Source organism: Natrononativus sp. DTA114 (assembly GCF_059736515.1).
Genome location: NZ_JCASSN010000007.1, coordinates 169,858 through 183,729, shown reverse-complemented (window position 1 = coordinate 183,729; position 13,872 = coordinate 169,858). Strand labels below are relative to the sequence as shown.

Below are 13,872 nucleotides of genomic sequence, written 5' to 3'. Positions count from 1 at the left end.
TCCCTACGGTCGCTCGAACCGCTTGCAAAAATCTACGCTAAAAAGGCCGCTCGCTCCCGCTGGTCGCTCGCGGGTGCAGCGCTGGATGCTCTTCCGCAGCGTTACCTGCACCGCCTGTACTGACCGTGACCACTCACGGCGACTCGACACGAAAGATAACCGCGTGCCAGAACCCGGTGAATCCTTTTATCGTCGCTCGTCGTACGGCCCGCTATGTCTCCACGCATTCTCGTCGGCCTCGACGGCTCCGATCGGTCCGAGGCGGCGCTCCGATACGCCGCCGAGACGTTTCCCGGCGCAACGCTCGTCTGCTTTCACGCGATCGATCCGTTCGACCGGGACCCCGAGGGCGACGACGAAGCCCCGGCCCCGCTCTCGAGCGCCTGGCTCGAGGCCGAACGCGAGCGGGCCGACGAGCTGTTCGACCGGGCGCTCGAGGGGCTCGACACCGACCCGGACGTCGTTCGGGCGACCAGCGTCGGCTCGCCCGCCGAAACGCTCGTCGCCTACGCAGACGAGAACGAGATCGACGGGATCGTCGTGGGGAGCTACGGCCGCGGCGGGGCGATGAAGCTCCAGCTCGGCAGCGCCGCCGAGGTCGTCGTCCGGCGAGCCTCGGTGCCGGTAACGGTCGTCAGGTGACAAAGTGTTATTTTCCGGAGTCCCAAACGAGTGGGTATGACGCCCCACGTCCTCGTCCCGGTCGACGGCTCGACGCAGTCGTCGTCGGCGCTTTCGACGGCACTCGAGCTGTTTTCCGACGCGCAGATCACGTTGCTCTACGTCGCCGACCCCGCCGACCTCGAGGACGAGGACGACGTACACGAAACGAGCGAGCGAATCGCAGCCCGGTACTTCGATAGCGCGACTGCGCAGGTAGACGCCGATGGGCGGCGACTCGAGACGGCGATCGAAACCGGCTCCCCGTGGCGAGAGATCGTCGCGTACGCCGAGGAACACGACGTCGATCACGTCGTCATGGGAAGCCACGGCCGCGACGGCGCGGCTCGAATGCTGCTCGGCAGCGTGGCGGAGCTGGTCGTTCGCCGGGCACCGATCCCGGTGACGGTCGTCAAGTAGGCCGGTCTCCCTGGAAAGGTGCTATCGTTCTGGCCGCCGTAGCTCTCCTATGTTTCGGAGCTACCGGATCGGATCGATCGTCGGCATCCCGATCAAACTCGACATCACGTTCCTGCTCGTCCTCCCCATTTTCGCGTGGCTGATCGCCGGGCAGGTCGTCGAGCTGACGGTCGTGCTCAACGCGGTTCTCGGGGCCGGAATCGACGTCGAGCCGCTCGAGGGGACGTCCTGGATCTGGGTTCTCGGCTCGCTCGCCGCGATCGGGCTGTTCGCGAGCGTGCTGTTGCACGAACTCGGCCACTCCGTGGTCGCCATCCGGTACGGCGTGGCGATCGAGTCGATCACGCTCTGGCTGCTCGGCGGCGTCGCCCAGCTGACCGACATGCCCGAGAAGTGGTACCAGGAGCTCGCGATCGCCGTCGCCGGCCCGATCGTCAGTGTGGCCGTCGGTCTCGGCTCCTACGGGCTGTTGCTCGCGACGCCCCCTGCGCTCGAGCCGCTGCGATTCGTGCTCGCCTACCTCGCGCTGATGAACGTCGTGCTCGCGGCGTTCAACATGCTGCCGGGTTTTCCGCTCGACGGCGGGCGCGTTCTCCGGGCGCTCCTCGCCCGCAACCGCCCTTATGAGGTGGCGACGGCCCAGGCCGCCCGCGTCGGCCAACTGTTCGCGCTCGGCCTCGGCCTGTTCGGGCTGTTCACGATCAACTTCTTCATGATCGCGATCGCCCTGTTCGTCTACATCGCCGCCGCCGGCGAGGCCCGCCAGACCGCCCTCGAGGCGGCGCTCGGGGACCTCCGCGTGAGCGACGTGATGACGCCGCGAGCGCAACTCGTCACGGTCGACCCCGACGCGACGGTTCGCGAGCTCCTGGAGCGGATGTTCGCCCACCGACACACCGGGTTTCCGGTGACCGATTCGACCGGCGTCGTCGGGTTCGTTACGCTCGAGGACGTTCGATCCGTGCCGCGAGTCGAACGCGACGCCCGTCTGATCCGGGACGTGATGCGGACGTCCCCGGAGACGATTTCCGCGGACGAGGACGTTATCGGCGCGCTGTTGTCCCTTCAGCGCGGCGGACACGGACGGCTCCTCGTCACCGACGACCGCGGCGTCGTGGGTCTGATAACCCGCTCCGACCTCGCGCGGGCGCTCAGCGTCGGGATGGTCCGCGGACGAGCGGACGACCTCGAGACCCCGCCGCCGCTCGAGGCGGAGTCGCTGCCCGAGCGCACTCATCGCTGGTAGCCGCCGCGTTCAACTCGCCTCCCCCTTCTCCTTACTCGTCTCCCTCAGCTTCTGGTTCTGGCTCGTCGTTCGTCTCCGCGGTGTCGTTCGTGGCTCCCGTCTCGGTGTCCGCCTGCGGGGACTCCTCGTCGAGGATCTCACCGAGCCGCTCGCTTCGGCACCGCTCGATATCGGGGTTCTCGACCCGGAGATCGCCCAGTCCCGGCGTGGCGACGCCCTCGTCCTCGAACAGTTCGACCGAGGTGAGCACCGTCGCCTCGGGCGGGAGTCCGAACTCCTCGGCGCCGTCGATCACGCGCTCTCCCTCGACGCCGCCGACCGGTTCGGTGATCGTCCCAGTCAGTCCGTCCTCGGCCTCAAAGAGGAGTCCGAGAATGACGTCGTCGAAGTCGCCGACGACCCGCACTCGGCGACAGTCGAGGTACTCGACGGGGTCTTCCTTCCTGCCGCGTTCGTCCCTCTCCTCGTCGGTTTCCGGCTCATCACCCGCTTCTGGCTCGTCGCCCGCTTCTGACCGCTCCTCGCTCTCTTTCTCGTCACCGTGTTCCCTGCCGTCGTCCGTCTCGTCGTCAGCCGTCTCTTCGCCGTCTTTTCCGTCCTCGTCCGTCTCGTCATCGTCTTTCTCTCCCGTCGATTCGTCGCCGCCGCCCCCTTCGAGCACGCGCACCCATCCCTCGACTCGGTCGCCGTCGGTGGTTCTCCCGGCGGCGATCAGCCCGTCCCCGTGTGACGGACAGAGCGAGGCGACGACGCTCTCGCGCTCGGCGTGAAAGTCGGTCCGGGAGACGGTCCCGACCCAGGCGCGGCCGTCTCGAGCGCCGCCCGCGACGACGCTCCGTTCGGTCGTTTCCGCACAGAACAGCGGCGTGTCCGAAAGCGACTCGAGCCAGCGCCGCTCGCCGTCGTCGGTGTACGCCGCGACGAAGCCGTCGCCCTCGATTCGGGTGCCCTCGCCGGGCGGCGCGTCGATGCCGGTCGCGCTGGCCCGTTGCAGCGGCGTTCCGGTCGCGCCGACGACCAGAAGGTCGTAGGCGTCGCTCTCGCTCGTGCGGACGTCGTAGACGACGGTCGGTTCGTCGCCCGGGAGCGTGAACCGGTCGTCCCACCGGACGCCGCCCGCCTCGTCGAGGCCGACGACCCACCCGTGGGCCGGTTCGTCACGCTCGGGTTCGCACGCCCCGGCGACGACGTATCCTCCGTCGGTTTCCACGATGGCGTTGAAGACGTCGCGTCGCGTCGTCTGCTCGAGATCCCTGTCGGTGGCCGGATACCGATCGTGGCGAGCCACGGAGCCGTCGTCGGCGAGCCAGACCAGCCAGCCCGCGCCGCCGAGGCTGATTCCCGGCGATTCGATGCCACAGCAGAGGTAGCCGTCGTCCGTCTCGATCCCGTCCGCGAGGTGACTGTAGGCGGAGGCGATCTCTAGATCGCCGAGATCGTGGACCGCACGGACGCCGCCGCCAGGGCCGACGCGGTAGATACGGGCGACGTCTACCGCCGTGTTATCGTAGTAGGTCCATCCGACGAGCAGGGCGCCGTCGGCGGTCTCGAGCGAGAACGAGAGCCAGTCCTCCGGGATCGGTCCGGTGGCAACCTCCCGTTCCCGTGCGTCTCGCTGCTGTGCGGAGAGATACCGGTCGCTCCAGACCACTCCGCCGTCGGCGTCGAGCGCGGTCGCGCCCCCTTCGGTCGTGTACGGTTCGTCGCGGGCGCCGCCGACGACGAGGTAGCCGTCGTCAGTCCGACGGACGTTGGCGAACGAACTGCCCCGCTCGCCGGTGGATCGGTACTGCCAGCCCGCACGGGCCGCCGGCCTCGCGCCGCCGGTCGTAGCGGTTACACCCACTATCGCTGCCGCAGTCGCCGCCCGAAGGAACCGGCGTCGGTCGAACGCTGTCATGGCACCGCGTTGCGCGACCCGACGCATCAATCATTTTTCGTCCCACGCGGACACTCATCGGCTGCGATACGGCTAGCCCGTGACTACCGTGTCAGACGTCTGTCCCCCTCGAAATTCTGCCATCCGATCGCTCGTCTGCTCTCGAGATCCCGACTGTTACCAGCTATCGGGGGTCTCGTCCGAACCGACCGGAGACTCCCCCTCCTCGGAACTCTCGAGGGAGTCACTCGCCAGTTCCTCGAGCACGTCGACGGAGTCGCCGACGAGTTCGGCCTCGACTTTCTCGGTCAGCAGATCGATCGCCATCCGGTTTGCACCCTCCGGAATGATGATGTCGGCGTGAGTCTTTGTCGGCGCGACGAACTGCTCGTGCATCGGTTTCACCGTATTCAGGTACTGATCCATGACGCCCTCGAGATCCCGGTCGCGGTCGATCACGTCGCGCTGAATTCGACGGAGGATACGGACGTCGGCGTCGGTCATGACGTACACCCGCAGGTCGAGCATATCGGTGATAGTCTCGTCGTACAGCGCGAGAATCCCCTCGAGGACGATCACGTCCGTCGGTTCGACACGGATCGTCTCTGCTTTCCGGTTGTGAATCTCGAAGTCGTACTGGGGCATCTCGACGGGCCGGCCCATCAGCAATGAGTCGAGGTGTTCGGACAGCAGTTCCCATTCGAACGCCGAGGGGTGATCGTAGTTGACCTCGGTTCGCTCCTCGTACTCGAGGTGCGAGAGGTCTTTGTAGTAGTTGTCCAGCGGAATCCGGGTGACGGCCTCGCCGACGGTGTCCGCGACCTCGCGTGCGACCGTCGTCTTGCCGGCACCGGTTCCCCCTGCGATGCCAATGACGAACGAGGGGATACTCATCGGTGGAACCTCGAAACCGACGGTTAAGAAGCTCGTGATCTCCGACGGATCGTGGTCCCGAGTCGACAGTCTTTCGGAAAAATCGCCGTGTCGCTTCGGTCGTCCCGATCAGATCGCGGGCTTTTCGCGCGGGACGTCATCGCCACCCTCCTCGAGGGTGACCGGCCGTGCGTCGGCCCACGCGTGGCCGATGATGTAGTAGGCCGTCACGAGCGCGTAGAACGTCACGACCGCGCCCAGGAAGATTCCGACGATCGGAATCGCGTTGAGCGCACCCGAGACCGCCGCGGCGACGATGATGACGGCGAACGAGAGCAGCCATCGGGTCGCGTAGGTGCCACTCGAGAGCACCGGTCGCAGCGTCTCGAAATCGAAGCCGTCACTGAGACGCCGTTCTTCGGCGAAGTGAGCGATGGCCGCCGGGCCAACGTAGGCCGCCGCGATGAGCAGGGCGACGGTGAGCAGTCCGCCGAGAGCGATGAGGGCACCACCGAGTGCGCCGGGTGCGCCGCCGGTTGCGGCCCAGACGCCGCCGATGATCACCGAGCCGACGACGAGCGGGACGAGCGCGTAGACGAGGAGGATGGCGAACGCCTTCGCCCCCTCGATGGTCATCTGTCCCCAGTCGTCGAACACCGGCGCCTCCTCGTCACCGTGGGCGGTCCGGTCGACGACCCGGACGACGTAGCCCCAGACGAGAAAGAGCGGAATCAGCAGGAAACCGAAGGCCAACAGCAGCCCGCCGATTACACTCGTCTTCCAGACGTCGTCGCTCGCTTTCAGGTATCCGATTGCTTCTGCTAACATGATCTGTTCACCGACCGGCTGCCGAGAGACTCGGCGCGATCTACACCTATATAGGGACGACAAGAGCATAAACTAGCGACTGACACGGACTGTCTCTCTTCACGGCGTTGCAGCGGGGGCTGTCAGGACCCCGTGAACTCCGGCTCTCGGCCCTCGAGGAAGGCGTCGATCCCCTCGTTCTTGTCGTCGGTCGCGAACAGCTGGACGAACAGTTCGGCCTCGTAGTCGATCCCCTGCTCTAGACCCATCCGCGAACTCGCTTTGATGGCGTCCTTGGCGTACTCGAGGGCCACGGGACTTTTCTCGGCCATCGACCGTGCGAGCCCGTAGACCTCGTCGTCGAGATCGTCCTCCTCACAGAGCACGTCGACGAGACCGATCTCGCGGGCTTCCTCGGTGTCGATGAGCTCTCCGGAGAGGATCAGCCGCATCGCCTGCCCCTCGCCGACGAGGCGGGCGAGGCGCTGGGTGCCGCCGCCGCCGGGCATGATCCCGAGGTTGATCTCGGGCTGGCCGATCTTGACGCCGCGCTGGGCGATCCGGACGTCGCAGGCCTGGGCGACCTCGCAGCCGCCACCGAGGGCGTGGCCGTTGATCCGCGCGATCACTGGCAGCGTCGCATCGTCGATGGTTTCGTAGATCCGCGGCCGCCGGCTGGCCTCGCGCTGCTCAACCGGTCCGCGCTCGCGGAAGTCGGTTACGTCCGCGCCGGCGATGAACGCCCCGGTGCCGTCGCCGCCAGTGAGGACGAGCACGCGCACGTCGTCGTCCTCCTCCGCCGTCGCGATGGCGTCTTTTAACTCAGTCCGAACCTGGCCGTTCATCGCGTTGCGGGCATCCGGGCGGTCGATCGCGACCGTCGCGACCCGGTCTGCGTGCTCGCCGACGGACACCGACAGCACCCCGTACTCGTCCGCACGCTCCGCGAGACGGCTCTCACTCATCGTCTTCACCCCACGCGCCGCTCATGGCAACGGGGTCACCACCCTCCCAGACGTAGAACCCCTCGCCCGATTTCTTGCCGAGTTTCCCCGCTCGGACCTTCCGGCGCAGCGACTGGGGCGGCTTGAACCGCTCGCCCAGCTCCTCGCGGAGGTGTTCGGCGATGTGTAACCGGACGTCGAGGCCGACGTGGTCGCCCAGCTCGATCGGTCCCATCGGGTGGCCGTACCCCTGCTTCATCGCCGTATCGATCGCCTCGGGGCTGGCAACGCCCGACTCGACCATCCGGATCGCCTCGAGCCCCAGCGCAAGCCCCAGCCGCGAACTCGCGAAACCGGCGCTGTCGCGCACCACGACGGGCTCCTTCTCGATCCCCTCGACGTACTCGAGGGCGAACGCCTCCGTCGCCTCGTCGGTCTGCTCGGCGACGACGATCTCCACGAGATCCATCAGATGCGGCGGGTTGAAGAAGTGGAGGCCGACGACCCGTTCGGGCTTCTCGAGCGCGCTCGCCATCTCGCTGACCGACAGCGAGGAGGTGTTCGAGGCGACGACCGCGGAGTCGGGCGCGGCCGCCTCGACCGCCGAGAACACCTCTTTCTTCAGGTCCATGTCCTCGGGCACCGCCTCGATGACGAGGTCGGCGTCGGCGACCGCCGCCTCGAGGTCGGTCGTTCCCTCGAGGCGCTCGAGGGCCTCGTCTCGCTCTTCCTCGGTGACCTTGTTCCGGTCGACGCCGCCCTGGAGGTTTTCCCGAACGCCCTCGAGGCCGCTTTCGACGAGTTCCTCGTCGATATCCCGGAGGGAGACGGTGTGGCCCGCCATCGCCGAAACCTGTGCGATTCCGTGGCCCATACTTCCCGCGCCGAGGACTGCGATTTTCATACGGACACGGTCTCTGAGTGCGCTGAAAAGCGTTTTCCTTCGGCAGAGACTCAGGAGCGTCGGGCTGCGAGAGCGTTGCGATTCCGTTCGAGCCCGGTCGGAGCGACTATGTCGTGTGGCTATCGATTGAGAGTCGTGACCTCCGAAGAGTCACCCACACCACAGCGTGCTTACGACGAACTGGCGGCTACGTATACGGCGGACGTGGAAGCGAACGCGTACAACGAGGAACTGGAGTTCCCTGCAACATCGGCGCTCGTTCCGGACGTTTCCGGAAAACAAATCCTCGATGCAGGCTGTGGGGCCGGCCGGTACACGGACTGGTTACTCGAGCAGGGCGCGAGCGAGGTCGTCGGCGTCGACGTGAGCGACGCGATGCTCGAGTACGCGGCCGAACGGGTCGGCGATCGGGCGACGTTCCACCAGGCGAGTCTCGAGCGCCCGCTCGATTTTGCCACAGAGAACGAGTTCGACGGGGTCGTCAGTGCCCTCACACTCGACTACGTTCGGGACTGGCACCGAACGTTCGCCGAATTCGCCCGTCTGCTCGAGTCCGGTGGGTTCGTCGTCGTCTCCGTGAAGCACCCACTCGACGAGTACCCGCTCGAGGCGGACGAGAACTACTTCGATGTCGAACCACGGACGAAAGAGTGGTCGGTCGAAGTCCCGTACTATCGCCGACCGTTCTCCGAGATACTCAGCCCGATACTCGAAGCAAATTTTCAGATAGATGCGATAGCTGAACCACAGCCCACGGAAGCGTTCAGAGAAATACGTCCGGAACGGTACGAAAACGAAATGATGCGACCAGTGTTCCTGTGCTTGCGAGCCGTAAAAATCTGAGAGTGCTCGCTCTCTTCGCGACAGCCTTCGATACGTTCCACCTGTCGAGTGAAACGGTCGAACATCGTACTGGCTGCTACCGATTCTCGCGCTGGTGCACCTTGTTCAACTCGATCAACAACCGAAAGATCGCCTTGACGAGGTTCGCGTCGACGTCGAACCGGTCGGCGTTCGCTCCTGCGCGTTCCATCACGCGCTCTTCTTGCTGTTCGTCCGTCGTCGGCAGCCCTTCTGCCTCCTTTACTTGCGCGATCGTGTCGGCGACGTACGTCCGCCGCGCGATCAGTTCGACGAGGTCACTGTCGATCTCCTGGATCTCCTCGCGGAGTTCGTCTAGTTCCATCTCGTCGGGTGCTCGAGCCCCCATCTCCTGTTCCGAATCGGGTGCGTTTCCTGTCATAGTATGCGTGCTCCGTCGGTTCGCGTCTCGACCAGTCGCGTCGTTCCCGCCCGTTTCTTCCAGCGCTCTCGAACCCCCTCGAGGCGCTCTCGGTCACCGATCGCAACGTAACTCGGACCGGTGCCCGAGAGCGAGACCCCGGCGGCGTCGGGAAGGGCCTCGAGCAGCGGTGCGGTCGGGAACTCGAGGGCGCTACAGAAGGCGAAGCCGTTGACGGTCATCGCCTCGCCGTAGCGGCCCTCGAGTGCGAGTTCCTCGATCAGGCGGGCCATCGGTGCGATACGCTCGCAGGCGCTCGCGTCGGCGTCGGCGCTGAACGCCCGTTCTGGCGGGGTGTACACCAGGGCCTCCCAGTCGACGCGTTCGCGGGAGAGTAGTTCGTCGGCGGTGTTGTCGGTGACGGTGACGCCGCCGAGCATGCTGGCGCTGGCGTCGTCGAACGCGCCGGTGACGGTGACGCCGGCGTCGCGGGCCGCCTGTACGCCCAGCCGGCAGGCGTCGATCGGCTCGACGGCGTCGGCGAGCGCGAGGGCGTCGAGCGTCGCCAGCACGGTCGCGTTGGCGGCGGCGCTCGAACTCTTCAACCCGGCGGCCATCGGCACGTCGCTCTCAGTACGAACGCGAGCGCCGACGGCGGACTCGGTGAGGCCGGCGTCATCGGCGTAGCGCTCGAGAGCTAACTCGACGCAGCGTTCGATCAGTTCGGTGTCGGCGTCGGGCTGGCCGCTGACCTCGGCCTCGATCCCGGCGTCGTCGACGAGTTCGACGGCCGCCGTCGTTTCGAGGTCGATCGCGAACGCCGACCCCCGTCCGGTCGCGAGCGCGTTGAGCACGGTTCCGGCGGCGGGGGCGGCGGCCTGGCCGTCCATACAGGGATCACTCACAGCGAGTACTTACGGCTGGCGGTCCGTGCGGTTCTGGCCGACATTGGCGGTTCCGGAGCGGAACTGTCCCGCCGGCGCCGACCGAACGCACGGTTTTTCCCGCGGGCGGCCGAACTCGAGTGTATGAGCACTCGCAGCACCATCGCCCCGAGCACGCTGCCGGTCGATCTCGTCGACGGCGGCGTCGTCGTCCAGTATCTCGACGGACGAGAGACGTTCTACAACGGCGTTCCGGAACCGGTCGAGGATGGGGTCACAACGCCGCCTGGTAAGGAGGTTCACGTCCTCGTCACCGACGCCGACGGCGTCGAGGGCGTGATGACGTACATCAACGACCGCAACACGCACGACGACATCCTCGAGACGACCGGCGTCGGCCGACTCATGCTCGCTCCCGACGAACGCGAGGAGCTGTTTCCGGGGGTCACGGTCGAAACGGAGGCCTACTCGATCCGCGTCGAGGCGGACCTCGAGGTCGTCGACGGCCGCGTCTTCGTCTTCGCGGAAGACGAGATGAGCGAGCACGCTTACGAACTGGTCGACTGATGCCGCTGCGTAAACCCTGGCGCGATCTGGATCGAGAAACGGTGGCTCGAGCCCCCGCACGACCCGGCGTCTACGAACTCGGCGCGGCGGACGGGACGGTGCTCGCGGTGGACTCGGGCGTGTTACAGGACGAACTCAAAACGGCACTCGCCTACGGCGACGGCGAGCGGGTGCGCTGGGAGGAGGCCCATACCCGGGAACGGGCGGCAGCACTCGCGGCCGAGCATAGAGAGCGCCTCGAAACGTAGCAGGCTCGAGGGCGGCGGAAAATCGGCGTCAACGGTGCGGCCGGCGCTTACTGAATGTACGACGGCTCCTCTGCGTCGCAGCGATTCTCGTGTTGTTTTGCGTCCGACTGATCGTCGAACAGGAGGCCACAGGCCTCGCATTCGTACCAGGTGGCGTCGTCGCGCTGGGTCTGGACCACCATGGCATCGTCTGCAACGGCAGCACCTAAATGCGTTTCTCCGGCACACAAGTGCGTCGACTGGATCTGCCCGACTTCGGACTCCGATCGAAGCCGGTGTAAATCCGCGATCAGCAGGGTAATTCTCAAGACGCCCGCGGCGAAACGAGAGGTATGAGCGATTCGGATCCCGACGGCGTGACGCTCTCCGTGCGAGCGGCGGAAAAGCGCGACGCCGGCCGCGGCGTGGCGCGGATTCCCGAGATGGCGCGACGGACACTCGGCGTTCTCAGCGGCGACACCGTCGTCATCGAGGGCGAGGAGCGAACGGTCGCGAAGATGTGGCCGGCCGATCCGGCGATTCCGGAGACGGTCGTCCAGATCGACGGCGACACGCGAGCGAACGCCGGCGTTCACGTTGGGGACACGGTCGTCGTCACGGCGAAGGAAAAATCGACGATCCGGGAGGCGAACACGGTGACGCTGTCGCCACCAGCCTCGCTTTCGGATGCCGAATCGCGGCTGGCCGAACGGGTGGCGAACCAGAAGCTGCGAAACCGTCCGATCCGCAGCGGCGAACAGATCAGGATCGAGGGCGTCGCCGCCGAGCCGTTCAGGGTCGTCGAAACCGATCCCGGCGGCGACGTCCGTATCACGGGATCGACGACGATTCTCGTCTTCGACGACGGTGGTGGCGAGAACGATACGTCGGCTTCCGTTGACGCTGACGCCACCGACGACGACCCGGCTCCGGAGCCCCCATCGGGCGTCACCTACGAGGATATCGGTGGACTCGACGAGGAGCTCGAGCTCGTCCGCGAGATGATCGAACTCCCCCTCTCGGAGCCCGAACTGTTCCAGCGACTGGGCGTCGAACCGCCCTCCGGAGTGTTACTGTACGGCCCGCCGGGCACCGGAAAGACGCTGATCGCCCGCGCGGTGGCCAACGAAGTCGAGGCGAACTTCCTCACCATCTCCGGCCCGGAGATCATGTCGAAGTACAAAGGCGAGAGCGAAGAGCAACTGCGCGAGACGTTCGAGGAGGCCCGCGCCAACGCGCCGACGATCATCTTCTTCGACGAGATCGACTCCATCGCCGGGACGCGAGATGACGACGGCGACGCTGAGAACCGGATCGTCGGCCAGCTTTTGACGCTGATGGACGGCCTCGACGGCCGCGGCGAGGTCATCGTCATCGGGGCGACCAACCGGGTCGATTCGATCGATCCCGCCCTGCGCCGGGGCGGGCGTTTCGACCGCGAGATCCAGATCGGCGTCCCCGACGCGACCGGTCGAAAGGAGATCCTCGAGGTCCACACCCGCGGGATGCCCCTGGCCGACGACGTGGGCGTCGAGAAGATCGCCTCACGAACCCACGGCTTCGTCGGGGCCGATCTCGACGCAGTTGCGAGCGAGGCCGCCATGGCGGCGATTCGACGGCGGCCGACGGACGCCGAGGCGCGCGCCGAGTGGAACCGCGACCCGGAGGTAACGAAGGCAGACTTCGACGCCGCGCTGGCGTCGGTCGAACCCTCCGCGATGCGGGAGTACGTCGCCGAATCCCCGAACACGGACTTCTCGAACGTCGGCGGGCTCGAGGACGCCAAACAGACGCTCCGCGAATCGGTCGAGTGGCCGCTGACCTACGACCGGCTGTTCGAGGCGACGAACACCCACCCCCCCTCCGGGGTGTTGCTCTACGGGCCGCCGGGCACCGGAAAGACCCTTCTCGCGCGGGCGCTTGCGGGCGAGACGGACGTCAACTTCGTCCGCGTCGACGGCCCCGAGATCGTCGATCGCTACGTCGGGGAATCGGAGAAGGCGATCCGGAAAGTGTTCGAGCGCGCCCGCCAGGCCGCGCCGTCGATCGTTTTCTTCGACGAGATCGACGCCATCGCGGGCACCCGCGGAGAGAGCCACGAGGTGACCGAGCGGGTCGTCTCACAGCTCCTGACCGAACTCGACGGGATGCGCGAGAACCCCAATCTCGTGGTGCTCGCGGCGACCAACCGCAAGGACTTCCTCGACCCGGCGCTGCTCCGGCCGGGCCGTCTCGACACCCACGTCCTCGTCCCCGAACCCGACCACGAGGCGCGCCGGAAGATCCTCGAGGTCCACACGCGCGGGAAGCCGATCGCCGACGACGTCGACGTCGCGGAACTGGCCGACGACCTCGAGGGGTATACCGGTGCGGACCTCGAGGCGCTCGTCCGGGACGCCTCGATGAAGGCGATCCGTGAGGTCGCGACCGAACACGGCCCCGAGGCGGCGAACGAGCGGGCCGACGAGGTGGTGATCGAGCGCCGCCACTTCGAGCGAGCGCACGAGAGCCTCGAGCGCGAGACGACCGCCTGAGGGGCCGGCAGTGACCTGTCTCGATCGCTGACCGTCACCGCTGCCGGCAACACGGTATTTGTCGCCCGCCGAGGAACGGCCCGTATGACTCGAGAACGGTACCCGCGCTGGCCCGCGGTCGCGATCGGCCTCCTCGCGGCCTGGACCGGGTGGGGGCTGTACGTGCTGGCGACGACGAAACGAGTCGACTACGCGCTCGTTAGAACGGTCGATAGCGTCGAGGTGCGTCGCTACCCACGGCTGGTTCTCGTCGAGACGACCGCAGACAGCGGCCGGACGGCCTTCGGTCGCCTCTACCGGTATCTCACCGGTGCGAACGAGACTCACGAGGAACTGCCGATGACGGCCCCGGTTCGGACACACGCGGAATCTCGGCCCGCGGGCTCCCCCGGCTGGCCGGGCGCGAACCGCGACGTGACGATGGGCTTTTTCCTCCCACAGGAGTACGACGCGGGGGCGAGCCCGCGACCGCTCGAGGATACCGTGACGCTCACGGTCGAGGAGCCGCGAACGATCGCGGTCCGCTCGTTCTCGTGGTACGCGACGCCGGAACGCCTCGAACGGTACACCGGCGAACTGCTCGAGGCGCTCGAAGCGCACGGGCTCGAGACGACCGGCGAGCCGTTCGTCCTGCGGTACGCCGACCCGCTCACGCCGCCGTTTCTCAGGCGCAACGAGGTCGCCGTCGAACTCGCGTAGTCCGGC

The 13,872-nt window shown here is 66.8% G+C and carries 16 protein-coding genes; 8 read left to right on the top strand and 8 right to left on the bottom strand.

Annotated elements, in window-relative coordinates; genetic code table 11:
- Nucleotides 1-213 precede the first annotated feature (213 nt).
- From AC6I6S_RS20480 to AC6I6S_RS20470, 3 genes are read left to right on the top strand one after another with little or no spacing between them, the layout of a single operon-like run.
- Complete coding sequence (locus tag AC6I6S_RS20480) at nucleotides 214-642, top strand: universal stress protein (RefSeq protein ID WP_497952812.1); 429 nt, start codon at nucleotides 214-216, stop codon at nucleotides 640-642.
- Between the two features lie 36 nt (nucleotides 643-678).
- Nucleotides 679-1,080 carry a universal stress protein gene (locus AC6I6S_RS20475; RefSeq protein ID WP_497952811.1) on the top strand — a complete coding sequence of 134 codons (402 nt, stop codon included), beginning with the start codon at nucleotides 679-681 and terminating at the stop codon, nucleotides 1,078-1,080.
- Nucleotides 1,081-1,129: 49 nt separating this feature from the next.
- Nucleotides 1,130-2,326 carry a site-2 protease family protein gene (locus AC6I6S_RS20470; protein ID WP_497952810.1) on the top strand — a complete coding sequence of 399 codons (1,197 nt, stop codon included), beginning with the start codon at nucleotides 1,130-1,132 and terminating at the stop codon, nucleotides 2,324-2,326.
- Nucleotides 2,327-2,357: 31 nt separating this feature from the next.
- Here AC6I6S_RS20470 and AC6I6S_RS20465 read toward each other — a convergent pair whose 3' ends face one another.
- The 5 genes from AC6I6S_RS20465 to AC6I6S_RS20445 form a co-directional block, all read right to left on the bottom strand.
- Complete coding sequence (locus AC6I6S_RS20465) at nucleotides 2,358-4,226, bottom strand: hypothetical protein (protein WP_497952809.1); 1,869 nt, start codon at nucleotides 4,224-4,226, stop codon at nucleotides 2,358-2,360.
- Between the two features lie 156 nt (nucleotides 4,227-4,382).
- A complete protein-coding gene (gene udk, locus AC6I6S_RS20460; RefSeq protein ID WP_497952807.1) occupies nucleotides 4,383-5,099 on the bottom strand; it encodes a uridine kinase in 717 nt (238 codons plus the stop codon).
- Nucleotides 5,100-5,207: 108 nt separating this feature from the next.
- Entirely contained in the window at nucleotides 5,208-5,906 is a 699-nt protein-coding gene (locus AC6I6S_RS20455) for a DUF4013 domain-containing protein (protein WP_497952806.1), read from the bottom strand.
- A 122-nt stretch (nucleotides 5,907-6,028) separates the two neighbouring features.
- Nucleotides 6,029-6,850 carry an enoyl-CoA hydratase/isomerase family protein gene (locus AC6I6S_RS20450; protein WP_497952805.1) on the bottom strand — a complete coding sequence of 274 codons (822 nt, stop codon included), beginning with the start codon at nucleotides 6,848-6,850 and terminating at the stop codon, nucleotides 6,029-6,031.
- The gene (locus AC6I6S_RS20445) at nucleotides 6,843-7,733 is read right to left on the bottom strand and encodes a 3-hydroxyacyl-CoA dehydrogenase family protein (protein WP_497952803.1); all 891 of its coding nucleotides are present in this window, start codon (nucleotides 7,731-7,733) and stop codon (nucleotides 6,843-6,845) included. Before AC6I6S_RS20445 ends, AC6I6S_RS20450 begins: the two co-directional genes overlap by 8 nt.
- A gap of 135 nt (nucleotides 7,734-7,868) precedes the next feature.
- Here AC6I6S_RS20445 and AC6I6S_RS20440 point away from each other — a divergent pair, with 135 nt between their 5' ends.
- On the top strand, nucleotides 7,869-8,576 hold the full coding sequence (locus AC6I6S_RS20440; RefSeq protein ID WP_497952802.1) for a class I SAM-dependent methyltransferase: 708 nt from the start codon (nucleotides 7,869-7,871) through the stop codon (nucleotides 8,574-8,576).
- A 76-nt stretch (nucleotides 8,577-8,652) separates the two neighbouring features.
- Here the strand turns inward: AC6I6S_RS20440 and AC6I6S_RS20435 are convergent, their stop codons facing one another.
- Together AC6I6S_RS20435 and AC6I6S_RS20430 are read right to left on the bottom strand one after the other, a co-directional pair.
- Nucleotides 8,653-8,976, bottom strand: coding sequence for a chorismate mutase (locus tag AC6I6S_RS20435; RefSeq protein ID WP_497952801.1), 324 nt, complete (start codon nucleotides 8,974-8,976; stop codon nucleotides 8,653-8,655).
- Nucleotides 8,973-9,845 (bottom strand): shikimate kinase, encoded by an 873-nt coding sequence (locus tag AC6I6S_RS20430; RefSeq protein ID WP_497952799.1) that lies wholly within the window; start codon nucleotides 9,843-9,845, stop codon nucleotides 8,973-8,975. The genes AC6I6S_RS20435 and AC6I6S_RS20430 overlap by 4 nt, the downstream gene beginning before the upstream one ends.
- 138 nt (nucleotides 9,846-9,983) lie before the next feature.
- Between AC6I6S_RS20430 and AC6I6S_RS20425 the strand changes: the two genes are divergently transcribed.
- Nucleotides 9,984-10,406: a DUF5796 family protein gene (locus tag AC6I6S_RS20425; RefSeq protein ID WP_497952798.1), complete on the top strand. Its 423-nt coding sequence runs from the start codon at nucleotides 9,984-9,986 to the stop codon at nucleotides 10,404-10,406.
- Nucleotides 10,406-10,654, top strand: a complete 249-nt coding sequence (locus tag AC6I6S_RS20420) for a DUF7508 domain-containing protein (protein ID WP_497952797.1) — start codon at nucleotides 10,406-10,408, stop codon at nucleotides 10,652-10,654. Before AC6I6S_RS20425 ends, AC6I6S_RS20420 begins: the two co-directional genes overlap by 1 nt.
- Before the next feature lie 47 nt (nucleotides 10,655-10,701).
- On the opposite strand, the gene AC6I6S_RS20415 is transcribed toward AC6I6S_RS20420, so the two are convergent.
- Nucleotides 10,702-10,836, bottom strand: coding sequence for a DUF7128 family protein (locus AC6I6S_RS20415; RefSeq protein WP_497952796.1), 135 nt, complete (start codon nucleotides 10,834-10,836; stop codon nucleotides 10,702-10,704).
- A 150-nt stretch (nucleotides 10,837-10,986) separates the two neighbouring features.
- On the opposite strand from AC6I6S_RS20415, the gene AC6I6S_RS20410 reads away from it, so the two are divergent.
- Nucleotides 10,987-13,167, top strand: coding sequence for a CDC48 family AAA ATPase (locus tag AC6I6S_RS20410; RefSeq protein ID WP_497952794.1), 2,181 nt, complete (start codon nucleotides 10,987-10,989; stop codon nucleotides 13,165-13,167).
- An 84-nt stretch (nucleotides 13,168-13,251) separates the two neighbouring features.
- Nucleotides 13,252-13,866, top strand: a complete 615-nt coding sequence (locus AC6I6S_RS20405; RefSeq protein ID WP_497952793.1) for an SOUL family heme-binding protein — start codon at nucleotides 13,252-13,254, stop codon at nucleotides 13,864-13,866.
- Nucleotides 13,867-13,872 lie beyond the last annotated feature (6 nt).